General features: G+C 46.8%; 13 protein-coding genes. 5 read left to right on the top strand and 8 right to left on the bottom strand.

Annotated features, from left to right (window positions below; all coding sequences use genetic code 11):
* Window positions 1-251 precede the first annotated feature (251 nt).
* Window positions 252-1064, top strand: coding sequence for an NPCBM/NEW2 domain-containing protein (locus EIM92_RS11115; RefSeq protein ID WP_125082685.1), 813 nt, complete (start codon window positions 252-254; stop codon window positions 1062-1064).
* 143 nt (window positions 1065-1207) lie between these two features.
* On the opposite strand, the gene EIM92_RS11110 is transcribed toward EIM92_RS11115, so the two are convergent.
* Genes EIM92_RS11110 through EIM92_RS11100 form a run of 3 tightly spaced genes read right to left on the bottom strand, consistent with a single transcriptional unit; the run spans window position 1208 to window position 4219 of the window.
* Complete coding sequence (locus tag EIM92_RS11110) at window positions 1208-2014, bottom strand: carbohydrate ABC transporter permease (protein ID WP_125082684.1); 807 nt, start codon at window positions 2012-2014, stop codon at window positions 1208-1210.
* Window positions 2011-2886, bottom strand: a complete 876-nt coding sequence (locus EIM92_RS11105) for a carbohydrate ABC transporter permease (RefSeq protein WP_125082683.1) — start codon at window positions 2884-2886, stop codon at window positions 2011-2013. Before EIM92_RS11105 ends, EIM92_RS11110 begins: the two co-directional genes overlap by 4 nt.
* A gap of 25 nt (window positions 2887-2911) precedes the next feature.
* Window positions 2912-4219, bottom strand: coding sequence for an ABC transporter substrate-binding protein (locus tag EIM92_RS11100; RefSeq protein ID WP_211344444.1), 1308 nt, complete (start codon window positions 4217-4219; stop codon window positions 2912-2914).
* A gap of 268 nt (window positions 4220-4487) precedes the next feature.
* On the opposite strand from EIM92_RS11100, the gene EIM92_RS11095 reads away from it, so the two are divergent.
* The 3 genes from EIM92_RS11095 (at window position 4488) to EIM92_RS11085 (ending at window position 9427) form a co-directional block, all read left to right on the top strand.
* Entirely contained in the window at window positions 4488-6059 is a 1572-nt protein-coding gene (locus tag EIM92_RS11095) for a response regulator (RefSeq protein ID WP_125082682.1), read from the top strand.
* 15 nt (window positions 6060-6074) lie between these two features.
* Complete coding sequence (locus EIM92_RS11090) at window positions 6075-7820, top strand: sensor histidine kinase (RefSeq protein ID WP_125082681.1); 1746 nt, start codon at window positions 6075-6077, stop codon at window positions 7818-7820.
* A gap of 695 nt (window positions 7821-8515) precedes the next feature.
* Window positions 8516-9427, top strand: coding sequence for a hypothetical protein (locus EIM92_RS11085; protein WP_125082680.1), 912 nt, complete (start codon window positions 8516-8518; stop codon window positions 9425-9427).
* A 548-nt stretch (window positions 9428-9975) separates the two neighbouring features.
* Here EIM92_RS11085 and abnA read toward each other — a convergent pair.
* From abnA to EIM92_RS11060, 4 genes are all read right to left on the bottom strand, one after another.
* Entirely contained in the window at window positions 9976-10914 is a 939-nt protein-coding gene (gene abnA, locus EIM92_RS11075; protein WP_125082679.1) for an arabinan endo-1,5-alpha-L-arabinosidase AbnA, read from the bottom strand.
* A gap of 276 nt (window positions 10915-11190) precedes the next feature.
* Window positions 11191-12480 carry a galactokinase gene (locus EIM92_RS11070; protein WP_125082678.1) on the bottom strand — a complete coding sequence of 430 codons (1290 nt, stop codon included), beginning with the start codon at window positions 12478-12480 and terminating at the stop codon, window positions 11191-11193.
* 18 nt (window positions 12481-12498) lie between these two features.
* Window positions 12499-14928 carry a beta-galactosidase gene (locus tag EIM92_RS11065; RefSeq protein ID WP_246021319.1) on the bottom strand — a complete coding sequence of 810 codons (2430 nt, stop codon included), beginning with the start codon at window positions 14926-14928 and terminating at the stop codon, window positions 12499-12501.
* A 174-nt stretch (window positions 14929-15102) separates the two neighbouring features.
* Complete coding sequence (locus tag EIM92_RS11060; RefSeq protein WP_125082677.1) at window positions 15103-17160, bottom strand: beta-galactosidase; 2058 nt, start codon at window positions 17158-17160, stop codon at window positions 15103-15105.
* 183 nt (window positions 17161-17343) lie between these two features.
* Between EIM92_RS11060 and EIM92_RS11055 the strand changes: the two genes are divergently transcribed.
* Window positions 17344-18183 carry an AraC family transcriptional regulator gene (locus EIM92_RS11055; RefSeq protein ID WP_125082676.1) on the top strand — a complete coding sequence of 280 codons (840 nt, stop codon included), beginning with the start codon at window positions 17344-17346 and terminating at the stop codon, window positions 18181-18183.
* Window positions 18184-18246: 63 nt separating this feature from the next.
* Here EIM92_RS11055 and EIM92_RS11050 read toward each other — a convergent pair whose 3' ends face one another.
* Complete coding sequence (locus tag EIM92_RS11050) at window positions 18247-19779, bottom strand: ABC transporter substrate-binding protein (protein WP_164515224.1); 1533 nt, start codon at window positions 19777-19779, stop codon at window positions 18247-18249.
* Window positions 19780-19781 lie beyond the last annotated feature (2 nt).

Genomic DNA, 19781 nt, shown 5'->3' with positions numbered 1-19781 from the left:
CCCGAGCTTACGCTCTCGATACAGCTTTTTTCAGGGAGCTTTTCGTTTGGAATTATCCCCTCCCCTTTTGAGGTACCTTCCACTCCCTATGGAAATACCTCGCACCCCATTTAGAGATAACTTCCTATCTACCTGTATCCCATTCTTTAGTTCATCTTATATAAAAAATTCAATATTAAAATCAGGCCTATATGTCCGATATACAAAATAGGGATGATCATTCCTACATTTAAAGAAAGAGGGATAACAGCATGAACAAACAAAACTTCAAACAAAAAATCGCTATCTTTAGTACTGGCTTCGTAGCTGCTGCCGTACTGACAACAGCTACCTCTGCATGGGCGGCTCCACTTCAAAAGCAAATTACCGCCTTCTTTAACGGCACGAAAATTTACGTCGACGGCAAGCTCGTCCAATCAACCGATGCCAAGGGCAACAAAATCGAACCGCTCGTCTATGAAGGAACCACGTATCTTCCCGTCCGGGCGGTAGGAGAAGCCTTCAACAGCAAAGTAACATGGGACGCTCCAGGCAATAGCATTTATATAGGCAAAGTCAATGCAAACGATCACGATGTTCCCCTATCTTCACTCGATTTCCTTAGCGAAAGTCAAAGTATCAAATGGGGACATCTGGATTGGAAGAGCCACAGCAGCAACAAAGTAGTAGCCTGGAGTTCGGAAGACGACATGGATAACGCCGGAACGAATTATAATAACGGCCTGAAGTTCGAGCTTGTCGGCTCCGGCACGGGTGCCACGCACGGTCTGGCTATGGAGAGAGAATATCTGCTGAATCAGAAATACAAATCATTTAGCGGCAGCTTCGTCCTCCACTATGACAGCCGTTCCTCGGAGGAGGCCCACGCTACGCTTAAAATTTACGGAGACGATCAGCTCCTCTATACATCCGACAAACTGGAGAAGGGCGTGCTTCCAATTGATTTCGATGTTAACGTAACAAACATCAACAAACTAAAAATCGTTATTACCAACACCGATTCCGACATGGATTACAAAGATAAGCTCTACTTTGGAATCGTTAATGCCGGGTTCAAGAAGTAGTCTCTTCATCCAAAAGAGCCTTGCCGCATTCACGGCAAGGCTCTTTTTCCTTTTCTCTCCTCGACTATCTCCCCACTAGAAACTGGCTACTTCCTTCAGATAAAATACGTACAATATCCTTCTCTATCTTACTATTTTTGATTTTATTTCACCGAACCGAGCATCCCCTGTACAAATTGCTTTTGCAGCAGGAAGAAAATCAACACCGTCGGCAGTGTCGTCACAACGATGGCAACCATAATAATTCCGTAATCCGGATTATAGGAGGAGGCCAAAGAGGATACGATCAACGGCAATGTCTTCTTATCTTGTGTCTGCAATGCAATCAAAGGCCACAGGAAGCTGTTCCAATAGTTCATAAATGTAATGATCGCCGCAGCCGCATAGGTCGGCTTCATGGTCGGGACGTAGACACGGGCAAACAAACGCCACTCGCCAAGCCCGTCAACCCGCCCCGCCTGCAGCAGCTCACGCGGAAACGATTTCGTATTCTGCATGAAGAAGAAGATCATGAATGCCGTCGTGATGGATGGCAGGATAACCGCTGTTGGCGTATTAAGCAATCCAATATTACTGAACATCCGGAACAGTGGAATCATAACTGCTGCAAACGGCATCATCATGGAGAGCATGAGCAAGCCGAACAGCCGATCTTTACCTTTGGAACGGTAAATTTCAAATCCGTATCCAGCCATAGAACTTAAAATCAACGTGCCTACGGTACCGACGATCGCAATCAAGGCCGAGTTCCCAAAGGCAGCACCCAAGCTCGTCATATCTAACAATTTTGCGATATTGCTTTGCAGCATCGAACCAAAGCTGAACTTGCCCTTAACGATATCGGACGAGCTGTTGGTCATGCCGATCAACATCCAGACGAAGGGAAACAGAGAAATAACGGACGCAATGATCAGAAATAAATGAATACCCAGCGAGCTTAATTTTCTCATTGTTTCTCACCTCCGACCTTGAGTTGAAGCAATGCTAGCACAGCAACCATTACGACGATTGCGTAGGACACTGTAGCCGCGTAACCAAAGTTAGGCGTATATACAAAAGATAAATTATAAATGTACTGAGATATCGTCATCGTTGAATTGCCTGGACCACCGTTCGTGATGTTGACGACCTCATCGAACAATTGCAGCGTACCATTCGTAGAAATAATCGCCGTAAACAAAATGATTGGCTTTAACATTGGAACGGTAATACTGAAAAATTGCCGCGTCTTCGACGCCCCATCAATAGAAGCCGCCTCATAGACGCTAGGATCGATATTTTGCATGGCCGATAAATAAAAGATCATGTTATACCCCGTCCAACGCCAAGTAATCGCCGCAATAATGACCACGCGTGCCCAAACCGGATCCATGAGCCAGGCAACTGGCTCTTGGATCAAATGAATCGACATCAGCATCCGATTCAGAACACCATCCACTGCAAAAATACTCTTGAACAGCACCGCGTAAGATACCAGCGATGTTACGCAGGGTAAAAATATGGCCGTACGATAAAACCCTTTGAAGCGAAGCTTCGGCATGTTCAGGAAATAAGCGATTACAAGCCCTAGCATCAGCATGATCGGCACCTGGACAACCAGGTATAGCACTGTATTCAGCACCGCTTGCTTGAACATCGGATCTGAGAACAAGCGTACATAGTTGGCGAGGCCTACATATTGATATACCGTTCCTTTGCCAGACTGAAACGACAAGAGCAAGGATTGTACCATGGGATAGAAGCTGAACAATAAAATAAGCGCTGAAGGCAATAGGACAAACTGCCATCCCATCAAAGAAGATTTATTCCATTTACTGCCCATCGGTTACCACCCGCTAATTTAGTATTTATTGCACCTGCTGTTCAAAGTGTTTCTGGATATTAGCCAAGCTTTGGGTCAAATCTGCACCGTTCAAAATGTTAGGCAGCTCGTTCTTGAGTGCATCCTTAGCTTCTTGCGTGTACATTCCCAAAGAAATACCTGGAACCTCTGTCGACCATCTTGTGAAGTCGCTGTAAATAGGTTGTCCGCCAAAGAATTCTGGCTCTTGATTGTATACTTCACTGGAGAAAGCAGGGATAAACGATCCGACTCCTCCGTTTTCTGTTAGGAAGCGCTCATAAAATTCCGTACTGCCGCCAATCGTTTTTGCTAAGAAATCAATCGCCAAATCCTTATTCGCGGAGCCTTCAAGCACGAACCAGCTGGAACCGCCCTCGTTGGAAGCATTTACGCCGCCTTCGACTTCCAATCTTGGGATCGGAGCAACTCTCCATTTTCCGCTTTGATCCTGAGCATCCATAATCGATGCGATTTGCCATACACCGGATACAACGGTAGCTACGTCGCCTGCGTTGAAGCTGCCTACAAACTCACTCCATCCGGTTACCGGCTTGGCAATTCCGGAATCTGCAATCGCTTTATAGACACGAAGCGTTTCCGTCATAGCCGGGTTGTCGACAAAGTTTCCTTTATTGTCTTCCGTAATGTACCAGGAGCCAGCGGATTGCAATAGGATCGAAGTTAACGCTTCATCATTCGGATTGATCGTAGCCATGTATTTTCCAGTCTTTTCCTTCACAACTTTACCGATTTCAATATACTCATCCCATGTAATGTTCTCGAGATCTTCTGCCGTATAGCCAGCTTCCTCAAGATAATCGGAGCGGTAGAACATTCCTGTAACACCGATGTCGAACGGAACGCCGTAAATCTTATCCTCGATCCGCAACGCATCCACTTTATAAGGGGAGAATTGCGTAAAGTCCACTTTCTCTTTAAAGTCAGCAAATGTTCCCGGGTAAGCAGTAACGTATTTTTGAATATTCGGGTCGTTCACTAGAATAATGTCGGGTAGTCCGTCTTTCACGCCTGCAGCCAAATTCGTATTCAACTTTTGCTCCAGATCCGCTTTTGCCATATCGACGATTTCAAGCTGGAAATCCGGATGATCTTTCTTATATAAATCCTCAGCAATTTTCAGCGCGGCTCCGTTAAAGGAGGGATCCCACGCCCAAGCAACCACTTTCTTTGCTCCGGCGGCTCCGGCATCATCGCCTTCCTTCTCTGCAGAATTCGAATTCGAAGAACCGCACGCCGCAAGTAGTGATGCTGTCATGGAAACTAGCAGCAATATGGATAACCATTTTTTCAATCTTTACAACCCCTTTTGATTTATTTTTGTAAGCGTTTCATGTGATTCACAATCTATTTTAAAAAATAAAAAAAGCGAAGTATAATCAAATTTAGCTCAATATTAGCAGTAATTATTGCTTTGCAGCCTGCTGTAATCACTTACTTAGTAAAAATTATGGGTAGTAGCAGTTATTTTGTATTTTCAGCTTTTGCCTCGTCCGATCATACCTTTATCACAGGGATTGGTATATGATGAGGACAAAGGACTATACAGGTGAGGTGTAAACATGGAAGAACGCTCCGCAAACTATCGGGTAATGATCGTGGATGATGAAGCGATTCTACGCACAGGTATGCTGCATCTATGTAATTGGAGCGAGTATGGCATTGAAATCGTTGCCCAGGCCTCGAATGGTTTGGAAGCTCTCCAATATATAGAAGAAGTTCATCCACATGTAGTCATCACCGATATTGTCATGCCGATCATGGATGGGGTCGAATTCGCCAAAATTATGGGCAAAGAGCATCCCGAAGTTAAAATCGTCGTGCTGAGCAGCTACAGTGAATTCAATTATGTTCGTGAAGTATTCAAATACGGGGTCACCGACTATTTACTTAAACCTAAAGTCTCGGCTACCGAATTAATCTCGTTAATCCAGTCGTTATGCAGCGGTCTTGATCTGAGCCTACAAGACTATGGTTCAACTAAAAATGATCCTTCATTGTTATTAGGACAATGGCTAGGCAGCCATTATAGCCCTATAGAAGAAGACAAACATAATGAAACCATACTTGAGGAGCTGCGCGAACATTTCAAATCCGAGCTTTTTGTCATCGCCAAAGCGAGCACGAGCTTGCTGCTGTCGAGAACCAACTATACCCAAAGCCAATTGGAACTTAGATTGATCGAGCTGACCGCAGAACACTTATCTGGCCTGGATCATGCCCTTGTTTTCCTAAAAAGTGAATGTCTGCTACTCGTGAATTATGAATCGCATCAATCCGTAGAGGTGTTATCCGCCTTGAAACGATTTTCGATACAGGCACGGCAGGCTCTCTCCTATATTTCGTTCGTTCTCTCGGATGCCTTTGGGGATCTACAACAAATTAAGGAAGAGCATACTAGATTGACTCCCTATCTTGGGAAGCTGTTATACTTTACTGAGAAAAATCTTGTACCGGTGGATGAAATCCTAATGCAGAGCGAGAAAGTGGACTTTAATCAGGAGCATTTCACGGCGGCGCTGCGCAGCTTCTCCATCGATGAAGCCAGCGTACTTTTGGAAACGCTTTTCTCAGAAATAACTACAAGCATGGCCTATGATGAATATAGCTTGAAACGACTGTGCCAGAATCTCATTTATACCGCAATGAGTACACTTGAGCAGTTGAAGCAGCCTGTCGCCGAGCTCAGCTCGTCCAAGCTAAAGCTGTTCAAGACAATAGACCTGGCTTTTCATATCAATGAGCTTGAAGGAATCATGCTCCGTTTCCTGCAGGATCTAAAAAGCATACTCCCACGTTCAGATCAGCAGCCATCGCCGATTCTCCAGCAAATCTACGCGTATGTTCATGAAAACTATGCGAACGATATTTCTCTGTCCGAAATGGCCGATAAGCTACATTTGAATTACAGTTACTTATCCTCCTATTTCAAGCAGCGCACAAATGAGAATCTGACTTCCTATATTAACCGGGTACGAACGGACAAAGCAAAGGAGCTGCTGCTTGACTGTAAATTATCAGTGTCGGAAATAAGCCGGTTGACCGGGTTCTCGGATCACAATTATTTTTCCAAGGTATTCAAAAAGATGACCGGGATGACCCCAGTGGAATACCGCAATCAAATCTCACAATAAAGACAGGTGTTCAACGTGCTGCGAAAAAACAGCATCTTTATTAAAATTCTTGCCCTGATGCTCTCAGGCATTCTGATTATTTCATTGCTGCTGACGCTGGCGTCATCAAGGATCTCAGAGCGGATTTTACTGAATCAGGTCGTCAAAAATGCGTCTGCCAACATGAACCTTGTGAAGGACGAGCTGCTGAATTACAACGACCAAGTCGTCAATACGATGCTGCAAATCAACAGCAGCAGTGAATTCAGAAACTATATCACGAAGCCTGCAAACACCCCGCAGGAGCAAATTAACCTAGTCATGACCTTGGGTAAATACATCGATTTGTACAAGGATTATTTAAGCCCGGAGAAATCGCATATCATCGTCTCCGCACTACCAGGGTTAGGCGGCCGACATTATTCAAGCAACGCCTTAAAATGGGACAAAATCCCCCAGGATATCGTCTCGACCTATATGACCGTAGACGGGACGATTCCCAATCGGATCCGCTACAACAGCAGCCCAGATCTATTCGTAGAATCTGTCCCGTATGACAACTATATTTTCGCGACCAAACCTCTAGTTGACAGCGTAACCGGCTGGATGTACGGATATACGGCAGTCGTCATGGATGAGCTGAATATTTACCGCAAATACAGTCCCTATATTTCCGAAGGCATCCATATTTCATTGATCTCCTCGGACGGCACGATACTATCCAGCAGTCGCAAAGATTCGATCACCAAGAAGGATATCTCCCTTTTATCTACGGCTAATCACGTCACGCAGCAGGGCGGCGTATGGTCGGATTCAGAAGGCAAGCAGACCTATATTTCCTATTATTTGCCGGAGTTCAATGCTTACTTGCTAAAGGAGATCGATCAGCTAACTGCTTTTGCACCCTTATACAGCATTTCCACGGAGATTGTTACGGCCATCAGCATCGTGCTTCTTATCACCATGCCGTTCGTCTATTCTTTGAGCCGACGCATCACCCGCCCGCTAAATCAACTGGTCAAAACAATGCAAACCTCTAAAGGGGATAATTTGAAGTTTCATCCATTAAAGGAGGGCGGCAGCTATGAGACGAACGTGCTGACCAAGGCCTACAATCGGATGATCCGTGAAATCGATCAGTATACAGATCGGCTGGTATTCGAGCAGCAAGAGCGCAGAAAGGCTGATCTCAATGCGCTGCAAATGCAGATCAATCCACATTTTTTATACAATACTCTAAGCTCGATTAAATATTTGGGTAAAATGCGCCGAACGGATGAGGTGGATCAAACGATCGATAGCCTCATTTCGATGCTGCAGAGCACACTTGGTTCGACCGAGGATTTAGTGACTGTGGAAACCGAGATTGAAATGCTCAAGCACTACGTGTTTATTAACCAGATCAGGTACGGGGAGCAAATCAAGGTTCATTATGAGATCGCAGAGGACTGCAAGCAGCTCCTCGTTCCGAAGCTGATCATTCAACCCTTTGTAGAGAATGCATTTTTCCATGCTTTCCCGGGAATCGCCAGCGGGAATATTCATATTTTTATACGCCGGCTTGAAGATAACTTAATGATCGAGATCATGGATGACGGGGTGGGTATGTCCTCGGGCGTGGAGCGGATGAATGAAAAGAAGAAACATCATTTATCCGGGATCGGGATCAACAATGTCCATTCGAGGATTCAGTTATTGTTTGGAGCAAATTACGGCATCCAAATCGAAAGCGAGGAAGGATACGGTACAGCCATCAAAATTACACTGCCAGTTATGGAATAATAAAGCGGAAGCTAGCGGCTTAGTAAAGCGGATGCTGACAGCATAGTAAAGCGAATGCTAGCGGCATAGTAAAGCGGATGCTGACAGCATAGTAAAGCGGATGCTGACAGCATAGTAAAGCGGATGCTGACAGCATAGTAAAGCGGATGCTAGCGGCTTAGTAAAGCGGATGCTAGCGGCTTAGTAAAGCGGATGCTGACAGCATAGTAAAGCGGATGCTAGCGGCTTAGTAAAGCGGATGCTAGCGGCATAGTAAAGCGGATGCTGACAGCATAGTAAAGCGGATGCTGACAGCATAGTAAAGCGGATGCTGGCGGCATAGTAAAGCGGATGCTGGCGGCATAGTAAACCCGCTATAGCTTCCGCTTTTTATAAATGAAAATGACGTTAGAACAGCATCCCATAGTTGTCTACTTATCCCTAGGATTTAAGCAGGAAGGGATAGAGATAGAGATAGAGATAGGGATAGGGATATTATGAGAGTGACAATTTTTCTGATTGTATATGCTAAATCAACTTTTTCAGAGAAAAGTGCTCGAACCTAAATGTATCGTTAGTTTGAGGTTGAGGAGATAAACAAACAGCTGGACGACGAATTTTTATTGGTCAATGAAGTCGTACTCGTTAATGCGAGCGCACGTAGACTAATGGATTAAGTTCTTTTCCATTTGGAGCAAGGAGTAACGTGAGCGATTGTGTATGCTTTTTCATACACAATCACGCAGCAAGCCGCTGAACGAGCGATTGTGTATGCTTTTTCATACACAATCACGCAGCAAGCCGCTGAACGAGCGATTGTGTATGCTTTTTCATACACAATCACGCAGCAAGCCGCTGAACGAGCGATTGTGTATGCTTTTTCATACACAATCACGCATAAACCAGCTAAACGAGCGACTGTGTTCGATTTTTCATACACAATCACGCATAAAGCCACTGCACGAGCGATTGTGTATGATCTTTCATACACAATCACGCTGCAAGCCGCTGAACGAGCGATTGTGTATGCTTTTTCATACACAATCACGCAACAAGCAGCTGGGCGAGCGATTGTGTATGCTTTTTCATACACAATCACGCAGCAAGCCGCTAAACGAGCGACTGTGTTCGATTTTTCATACACAATCACGCAACAAGCAGCTGGGCGAGCGATTGTGTATGCTTTTTCATACACAATCACGCAGCAAGCCGCTAAACGAGCGACTGTGTTCGATTTTTCATACACAATCACGCATAAAGCCACTGCACGAGCGATTGTGTATGATCTTTCATACACAATCACGCTGCAAGCCACTGCACGAGGGATTGTGTATGATTTTTCATACACAATCACGCATAAAGCCACTGCACGAGCGACTGTGTTCGATTTTTCATACACAATCACGCAACAAGCAGCTGGGCGAGCGATTGTGTATGCTTTTTCATACACAATCACGCAGCAAGCCGCTAAACGAGCGACTGTGTTCGATTTTTCATACACAATCACGCAACAAGCAGCTGGGCGAGCGATTGTGTATGCTTTTTCATACACAATCACGCAGCAAGCCGCTAAACGAGCGACTGTGTTCGATTTTTCATACACAATCACGCTGCAAGCCGCTAAATGAGGGATTGTGTATGATTTTTCATACAAGTTCCCCCGGACTGAGGGTGCTTAGCAGCAGTTGCTCGATCCTATGAACGAAATCGTCACAAAAGCAGGTAACAAAACTTCGACATGTTTACATCGTCACTTCCATCAACGGATCTCTGCTCTACCTACATCGTCAGTTCCATCAACGGATCTCTGCTCTACCTACATCGTCAGTTCCATCAACGGATCTCTACTCTACTTACATCGTCACTTCCATCCCAGTTCTGTGAAGTATGGACAAAATAATAATAACCGTCCGTATGCTTCATCACATGCGGGTCTGCCGAGGAATAAGACGCGACTGGATAATGAATGTGGTAGAGGCCGCGCTGGCTTGCAAGGGAAAGGAGGTAAATATTAGAATGCAAGCCAGCATAAAACTGGCATACCATTTGTTTCACATTTTTATAAATAAAAAACCCTGTTAATAGAATTCTCCTTTTGCAGTTCTAGCTGGCTCAGACCATTTAAATTTCAGCTTTCGTATGTCAATGATATGTTCAAAATCAAGATCGCTCTGTCCTAATACGTAGGCCAGCCGCTAGAATCCCAGTTCAAATCGCTGATAAGCAGCTTCGGATTACCGTTATCTTCCCGATCATAAGCGTGCCTTGCAATTACATTGTTATACACATGCTGTCCGCCAGGACCCGCCCAACGCGTATTGCCCGCATCGAGTACTGTTCCCCCGCCGTTCATCATGTCTACCCCGCTCTTATCCTTGTAAGGCCCGGTGATGCTCGTTGATCGCCCAACGACGATTTTATAGTTGCTGTTCGAGCCCTGGCAGCAATTGTCAATGGAAGCGAACATGTAATAATAGCCGTTACGATATACGATAGACACGCCCTCTATCCCATTGCTCCGCTTGGCGATCGAATAGAGGCTGCCCGTCGGCTTCATCGTCGTTTTGTCCAGCTTTGTGATCTTAATGCCACTGAACCAGGAGCCAAAAGCCAGCCACGGATTTCCGGATGCATCGATGACCAGATTCGGGTCGATCGCATTGTAATCCACGGAAGGATCAGACTTAATGACAAGCCCGTCATCCCGCCAACTCCCCGCCCCTACACTCGTTGCCGAAGCAAGACCGATCGCCGAGGTATTTTTCCCAAAGGTTGAAATGGAATAGTAAAGCCACACCCGACCGTTGTACAGCTTGACATCCGGAGCCCATACATCGTTTGTCGTCATATTCGGCACATAAGTTTTCCACCAGGATGGCGGACTCAAGAAAATTTGGGGAACACGATACCAGTTGGTGCCGTTATCCGACCGAAGCACTTGTATGCCTTGTCCTGTTGAAAACGTATACCAGACCGAGCCTTCCTTAATGATGGACGGATCATGGACGCCGACATCGCCGGTCAAGTTCCAATGCGCCGCCAAGGCTGTACCTACCGCAGAACCAACAATAGCCACACTGCTGATGATTGATAAAAGCAATTTCCGATAACGCATTTGACATTCCTCCATTGAATAAAATTTGTCCAGAGAGTATGATAGCGCTTTCCTCAGTCTATAATATACTATAAAAGTAAATATTTTGGAATAATAAATTTAAAATGGTATATGTTTTCGTAAAACAATTTTGTAAAGTGATTTCAAAAAAAAGCAGCTACCCTAGACATTTCTAGAATAACTGCTTCCATTTCAAACTAGTATTCAACACAATATAATAGCTTAAATCGCCATCTGCGCTTCCTTAAGTTTGTCCTCTGTTTCTTTCACTCAGCCCTAGCCTTCCAGGTCCAAACAGATCGCTCCTTGCTCCCGTACGTTGATAATAAAAGTGGAAGTGCCGATCGTTTCTTTAATAAACTGGGCATACTTTGGCGCTTCTTCATTTGGAAGAATCGTTAGTATCACGCCGGCAAATCCGCCGCCATGTACCCGACAGGCCCCTTTTCCAATCGATTTCAAATAAGATTCCGTCAGCGCCAGCGTAACCGTAATGCCTTGATGGCGCACATCGGTCTCCTGATAACAGTTCTGCAGCCACTTCCAGGAGGAGTTTCCCGAATCCGTGATCAGCCCCAGAAATCTATCCAATTGTCCGCCCTGCAGAGCTTCTACCTGGGCATCCACGCGATCATTCTCTGCAAAAAAGTGCAGCGCCCGCAATACTGCGCGATCTCCGCATTGCTCACGCAGAGAATTCAGGTTGCGATAAATATCCTCCGGTGACAGATCACGGCAAACCTCAGCGCCAAGCGCCTTAGCGACAGCATGCATTTCATGTGGCACAGCGGCGTAATCCTCCGTCAAATCGGCATGATTGCCGCCCGTATTGACGATGACCAAGGAGTAACCGCTGCTTTGAAAATCATAGTCTACTGGCTGAATAACAGGCTGCTCGGGATTCGCAAAGTCAATCGTGATGAGCCCGCCGTAAGCACAAGCCATTTGATCGAGCAAGCCGGACGGCTTGTTCCAGTACTTGTTCTCCGCATATTTGCCGATTTTGGACAAAGTGACAGCCTCTAATTTGGACTCATTATAGAACGTGTTCAAAATACTGCCGATCAGCATTTCGAACGAAGCTGAAGAACTGAGCCCCGATGCGGGAATGACATTGCTCGTAATATAGGCTTTGAAACCGCCGACTTCGTAGCCCATTTCCTTAAACCCGGAGACAATTCCACGAACCAGCGATAAAGTAGCAACCTCTCCTTCAACCGCCTCCAGTTGATTCAAATCCACCTCGAATCGGCCCGGGTAACCTTCCGAAATAAAAGTAATGACCGGCTCATCCACCTTCACCGCTGCCGCAATGGTGTCCAGATTAATGCTGCCCGCCAGCACCTTCCCGTGGTTATGATCCGTATGGTTTCCACCGATTTCGCAGCGTCCGGGTGCACTGAATAAAGCTAGAGCCCCGTCTCCAAAATGCGTCCTAAAGGATTCGATTAATGCACTGTATCGAGCGATTTGCTCCGATAACTGTCCTTCACCGTACATTTTGGACAGTAATTTTTTTGCTGTACCGTTTTGCAGCAGTTCAATGGTTTGCTCTGTGTTTAACATATGGAAGTCCTCCTGTTTCTACAACTTTTTCATTCGACTCGTCATCGTTACACGGTATACTGGCTCTGCTGATACCTGATGGAACTTGGCCGTCTGCTCTCCCTCGAACACCTGCTCCACCGCCATAGCCGCATCTTGTGCCACTTTCATAACACCTTTACGCAGTGGGGTCGTCTCCAATACGATTTCTCCGCCTTGAATAGCCTCCTTGAACCGCGACAAACCGATCTCCCATGGGGCTCCATTATAAAAATGATCGTGAAACAATCGGCCCTCCGAAAATGCATAGCCGACATTCCCCGTATAATCGATCTTCAAGAGGATATCCTCTACGTTGTCCAATATTTCTGGCTCCAAGGAAACCAGCGCCTTATGATCATGAATGCGCTTCACATCCATTTTAATCTCTTTAGCCGGAATCTGTACATAACAGGTTTCAAACCAGCCTTCCCGTTGAACTGTAATTCGACAGTCCTTTTTCTTTGTCAGCCACTCCTGCTCATCCGTTTCATGTCTATACTCCCGGAACGAAAATTCATGCGAGCCATAGCTATAAAGCTCCAGCCCTTCTGCCATGCCAACGAGCGGTGTTTCCGAGAAAAAAAGGCGTCTTCTTCCATTATCTAGTGTAGAGGTTGAAATCCGCTCTGATCCTGATTCACCTTCGCTTTTTTCTATCCCCGTCTCGACTTCCCATAACATAGAGGCTTCATGAGATGCCATCGCATAAATCCGGGTTTCATTTCCATCTGTGCGACGAATGCGAATCATGGCCGATCCATCATGCGGCACAATGATACAATAAATTCCATCTTCTTCGAGCCGTACTACTCCCGCATCGCTCAGGATGCTCTCAATCCCCGCTGCTGCCAGTACGAACTCCCCATCGATTCCTTCAGGCATTACAAAGAAAAAAGTGCTTATTTCTCCTGAGTCCATTACGGTTACAGGCTGTGCTGTCGCATAGTGCAAAAGCAAGCCGGACAGATCAAATTGAAACGGCAGCATAAACGAAGCTTTTCTACCAACTGTCAATGAACTATACTGAGGCAGAATAAGATTTCCCTCCGACAATTGAAGATCGAACTGAACATCGTCATGCCCCTTCATCTCAACATGATCTTGATAATTATTCACAAATATGAAACCGGACTTCCCATCTGTACGTAAGGCGTAACGCAAGGTATCCGTGTTCTCGGGCGTAAGCTCGGTCGCTCCTTCAGGCAATACTGTAGGCAGTGGAGCAAGTCGATCCCCGAAGGCTCTAAGGAAATAATGCAACAGGCGAAGCTGGTGATTTGACTCCCTGATTTGACCAAATTCTCCGATCGGGGCCTGAAAATCATACGTAATCCGCGGCGTCGTACTCTCGTTTAAATAACCGCTACGGCCCACAGGATTTGTTCCGCCATGGAACATATAATACCCGATAAAATTGCAGCCGCCAGCGATTTTCATCAGACTCATTGCGGATACACTCTCCGGCTCGACCTGAAAGCGGGATAAATACCAGGTCTGCATGCCCCCGCCCATTTCGCAGCAGGCAAATGGATATTTCTCCTTCGGGTACGGTGGCGTAAAATCCCCGTCCACCCCTTCATCATGGTAGCTATCAAATAAATACTCCCGCGTCGGCTGCTGCAGTTGATTGTGCGCGCTAATGCTCCAAGGTGTATAGGCATAGCCGCCGTAGAGCGGCAGCACCTCATCCTCCAGCACCGGTGCCCTATCCCAGCCCGTGCTCGTATAAATCGGCGCTTCAAGCCCCGCTTCAATCGCCAGTTCCTTCAGGTGCCGCATATGCTTTACCCCTTCGCTGCCCCGGCTGCCTCCGCTTAAATACTCGTCTCCCTGCTTCGCGGTCAGCTCCCATAGCGCCGCGGCGGCATTAAGCTCGTTCTCCAGTTGAATGCCGACGACGGGCCCGCCGTCCTTGAACATCAGCCCCGCTGCTTCCCGGCCGATCTCCGCATATAAGCGGCGAACATAATGCAGATACCCCTCATCATTCGAGCGCACATCGAACGTTCGGCCAAACAACCAGTCCGGCAGCCCGCCATTACGTACCTCTCCATGACAGAAAGGCCCAATACGTAAAATCACATAAAGGCCGCTGTCCCGACAAAGCTCGATGAACTTGCGCAAATTGCGATTCCCTTGCCAATCGTACAGCCCTTCGATTTCCTCATGATGGTTCCAGAAAATGTAGGTCGCGAGAATATTGATACCCGATGCTTTCATCTTGTTGATCTCTGCTCCCCAATTCACTTCCGGGTAGCGGGAATAATGAAATTCACCACATATCGCTAAATACGGCTTTCCATTCAACTCCATATAATAATTTGTGAAGCTGATTTCATCTCCAGCAGGATTTCGTCCGCCTAACCGTAAGGATGAAGGGTGTATATTTTTAGGGACAACATTAGCCTGAATAGAATATTGCATCATCAAAACTCCTCTCACGAAAAACGATATGAAAAAACCAATTCAGAGAAGACAAGCCGGGCATTCGCACCGGCTTGTTTATTAGGCTATGACTCATTATTGATATTTACTTCATACTCTGGCCAGGAAACACTTTTCTCTCCGTCAGATTAGAACAGAACTTAGCTGCTGCCCGCCTTATGCCTGGCGTTTCAACACAACTACTCCGTGAACAGGCAGTGCAAGCTCCCCGCTAACAGCATCGCCCGTTTCCATGTTCATATAAGAGCGCTCATCCAGCTTTACGCACTGCTCCTGTCCGCTGAAGTTCATTACAAATACATAATCCGACTCTCCATCCGTTCGAACCTGGGCGGTTACACCAGCTGGCAGTTCCGTATGAATGGCCCGCTCAACACCTGCTGCATCTACAACCTGCTTGTAGAACTCGCCGAGGAAATCATCCTTCAGGCGCGTTGCCATATGATAAGCGCGGCCTTTTCCAAGCCGGTTCAAGGTTAATGCTGGTCTGCCAGCATAGAAGCTGTCCGTATAAGTTGCCAGTACCGCGGCTCCTTCCGTATGAATCAACTCGCAGATTTCATGGGATTCAAAGCTGCCGTTAAAGCCTAGTTCATTGCCCTCGGCCATTGCTATGCCGTTCCGATCATGATCGTACAATCCCTCGATCTCTTCCGCCCAAATGCCAAGCGTCTTGCGCAGCGGCCCCGGGAACCCGCCAAGATGGCACAGATCATGCTCATTCACGATCCCCGACCAATACGTCGTTACCAATGTTCCGCCGTTCTCGACAAACTTCTCCAGCTTCTGGCCTGTCTCTTCTCGGCACAGGTACAACATCGGGGCCACAATTAGCTTGTAACCGGCAAAATCATCCTCAGAGCCGATAATATCCGTCGGCACGCCCTGTTCCCAAATCGCGCGATGATGTGCCATGACCGTCTCCTCATAATGGATGCCCGAATTGCGCGGTCCCTGCGCATCCTGTACTGCCCAGCGATTATCCCAGTCAAAGAGAATTGCCGTCTTCGCCGGAGTCGGCGTACCCGCAATTTCCGAAATATCGGCAAGCGTACGACCTAAATCTGCTACGTCCTTAAACACTCTCGTATGTTCATGTCCTACATGATCTACGACTGCACCGTGGAACTTCTCGCTGGAGCCTCTGCTCTTGCGCCACTGGAAGTATTGAACGGAATCCGATCCATGGGCAACCGCCTGTAGAGAGGATAGCTTATGCATGCCCGGCTGCTTCAGCTTGCTGATCGGCTGCCAGTTCGTCAAGCTCGGCGTACTCTCCATCAATAAGAATGGCTTCTGCTGGAGCGAGCGGTACAGATCATGCCAGAACGAGACCGAAGCGCCCAGCTCAATATCATTGTTATAATCATGCCAGGTCGGATACACATCCCAGGAAATCACGTCGAGAATTTTAGCTAATTTCCGGTAATCCAGCCCATCGGTCATATGCATATTCGTCGTTGCAGGCAAGTCAGGGTTTGCCGTCTTCACAGATTTAATTTCGTGATCGCAGAAATCCGTCATTTGATCTGTTACGAAACGGCGCCAATCCAAGTTCTGGCCATGAACCATATTCTCACCGTGAGGAGCAGGGGATTCAATTTGACTCCAATCCGTATACGTATGCGCCCAGAAGGAAGTCCACCATGCAAAATTAAGCGCCTCAAGCGTACCGTATTTTTCCTTTAACCATGCCCGGAATGCATCCTGACAGTAATCGCAATGGCAATCCCCGCCAAGCTCGTTCGAGATATGCCAGCCGATAACAGCCGGATGATTACCGTAACGTTCAGCCAATTTCCCATTAATAATTGCCGTCTTCTCCCGATAGACCGGCGAGGTATAACAGTGGTTATGCCTCATCCCGTGCAAATTACGGACACGATTCGCTTCCACACGAAGCACCTCAGGATATTTCGCTGACATCCAGGCCGGACGCGCACCGCTCGGAGTGGATAGCCAGGCATAGATCCCGTTCTCCGCAAACGAATCCAGCACCTTGTCCAGCCATTCGAACGTAAATACGCCTTCCGTCGGCTCAAGAGCTGCCCAAGAAAACATGCCCAGCGCCATCACATTGCAATTTGCGAGCTTCATCATGCGAATATCCTCTTCCAGAACCTTTGGATCATGCAGCCATTGATCCGGGTTATAGTCGGCCCCATGCATTAGGACAGGAAGTTTATTACTAATTGGCGGAAATTTCTTCGTCATCACTGTATCTCTCCTTATAAATCGTCATATTCACTTATCTACCTTTGATAATAGACCAAAAACCGCTTATAATCATAGAACATATCCATCTAAAAATCGTCCTATCTTAACATTGAATACTATTCCCAAAATTAACCACATGAGCAAGTACGCTATTTTCTAACTTTGGAGGTCCTATTCACGATGATGCCTTTTCTGCTAGCCGAATTCACGAATTTGGAAGAAATACTCCCTCTCTATGTTTACTGCGTCGGCAGCCATGAACAAAAACACCTAGAGCGTCCCGAGGGCTATCCTGCGCATCAGCTGTTTTTGTCCAGAAGCGGTCAAGGGATCTTCAGAATTCCTGATCAAGCCGATATGCTTTTGACACCCGGTACGGCCTTGATCCTGCCCGCTAATCAACCACATGCCTACTTTCCTTATGAATCAACGGAAAATTGGGATTTAGGCTTTGTGGCCTTTGACGGCAAGGCGGCAGAATCCCTTTTAGAGCAAATGAATCAACTCGTGCTAACCGTTCTGCAGGTACCCAACTTTGAACTGCTCTGGAGCCAACTGGAATCACTGTGGCAGCTGATCAGCCTTAACGGGGAACAGGCTTATTGGGAAGCCTCCAAGCGTATCTACGGCATGACAATCTCCCTGCTCGAAGGGCAAACCAGCGATAAAAAAATCCTAAAACGCGTCACTTCCTCGGGAAGCCCTCAGCCTGCCCTACAAGCCGCTGTAAAGCTAATTCATGATCATTATAACGAGAGACTACTGTTAACGAATGTGGCCCGAGCTGCCGGATATTCCCCTCAGCATTTTCACCGTTTGTTCGTATCCAGCTACGGCATGACACCGCAGCAGTACATTTTGCAATTACGAATGCGCAGAGCGACCCAACTGCTTCAGGAGAATCCCGCTATCACAGTGGAGAGCGTTGCGGAAAAGCTCGGCATGGAGACAAGCTATTTTATCCGCATGTTCAGACGGACTTATGGGGTGACGCCCAAAAAATTCAAAGACCAAATCTAGCGTAATTTTAAAAAGCTGTTTTAAAAAGCTGCCCCAAACAAATCGTCTGGGGCAGCCTTGTATCTACTCTTTCTGCGCTGCTAGGAATGCATCTACTTGGCTTTGCATCTCGGCGCCTACTTTGTCAATGCCTGCTGCTTGCAGCTGCTTAATTAACTCCGCCTGGCCTTTTTTGATATCCTGAATCAGACCATATTCAAGCGGAATCGCATAACGAAGCATGACGTTGCCAATGTTTGATACTTCATTCTTCACCTGGCTGTCATCAAAGACGAAGGTCTCTAGCGGGTAATGGTATACCTTCTCCTGCCACTGATTTAGCATCTCGTCAGCTTCCTTCGGATAGGTTGTATCCGTGCGGTTCAGTAGGGAGTTCCATCCCCAGTTCGAGAAGCCGGTATAATTCGTGGAGCTTGGCCCAGGCGTAAATTGATCATCGCCTACCGGCTCGTAGTGCTTGCCGACAATGCCATACATCGTCAAATCATGAATTTCTTTATCATTCTGAAGCAGGTCGATCAGCATAAGCGCACGCTCCGGATTTTTGGAGGTGGCATGAATCGCCATACCATTTTGCGTTGATACCGCTGCGGATTTCATTTTGTCCGGTGTTAAATCAGCGATTGCCATTTCATACTCCGGCTTATCCCGGCGAGCTTCCGACATATTGATTGCAACCGTACCCAGATTATGTGCATATGAGGCGATCTTGCCAGCTTTCATATCCTGCCATATGTCGTTTTTATAGCTAATGATATTTTTCGACCATGCGCCGTTATCCACCAAATCTTTATAATATTTCAACAATTCCGCAAATTCAGGCGTATCGTAAACATTAAATACGTTTCCGGCCGGATCATCCATTTGGAACGCGAACGGTACATTTGGATCTACGACCTTCCAGTTATTCTGCTGCTCAAGCAACACCTCGTCCAGTTCATGCCATTTCCAACCGTCGCCTGGTTTGGCGCCAAAAGCACCTACACCTTTTTCATTGACAGCAATCGTCTTCAGGTAAGCCGCGTATGTCTCCGGGCTGTTCACCGGATCAAGATTGTATTTTTGGCGCAAATCCTCGCGAATGAGCACAACTTTATCAACGACCTCATTACTGTTCTGCGGTACCATATATACTTTGCCGGATACCTTCGCCTGCTCCCACGCAGCCTTAGGTAGTGCCTCCCACGTTTTCGGTGTATACTTCGCCAACATATCCTCCGTCAGCTCCAAGAAGCCGCCGCGGATTGCTTGGTCATTATAAAATGCCCAGTTTGCCGTATAGACGAGGTCAAAGTCCTCGTTAGCGGCGAATTTCAATGGATATTTCTGCGTCCAATCCGACCAGTCAAGGAACTCCGCTTCCACGGTGGCATTGATTTTTTCCTTCAAGAGCTTGTTCAACTCGCCAAATACCTCTTCATAATCCACTGGCTTGCCCCCAACGAGAAGCATCTTCAATTTAACTTCCTTGGATAGATCAATTTCATCTGTAACCTCTGCGCTACGGACTCCGCCGTTACCTTTATCCACGTTGGAAGCGCCGTTCTCCGCTGCATTCTTGTCCCCGCCGCAAGCGCCGAGCAGCGTCGCCAGCATCA

Origin of the sequence: Paenibacillus lentus (assembly GCF_003931855.1) — a bacterium.
In the GTDB taxonomy this organism is placed as follows: Bacteria; Bacillota; Bacilli; order Paenibacillales; family Paenibacillaceae; genus Fontibacillus; species Fontibacillus lentus.
The sequence above is the reverse complement of the archived record's forward strand: the minus strand, read 5'-3'. Positions and strand labels throughout refer to the sequence as shown.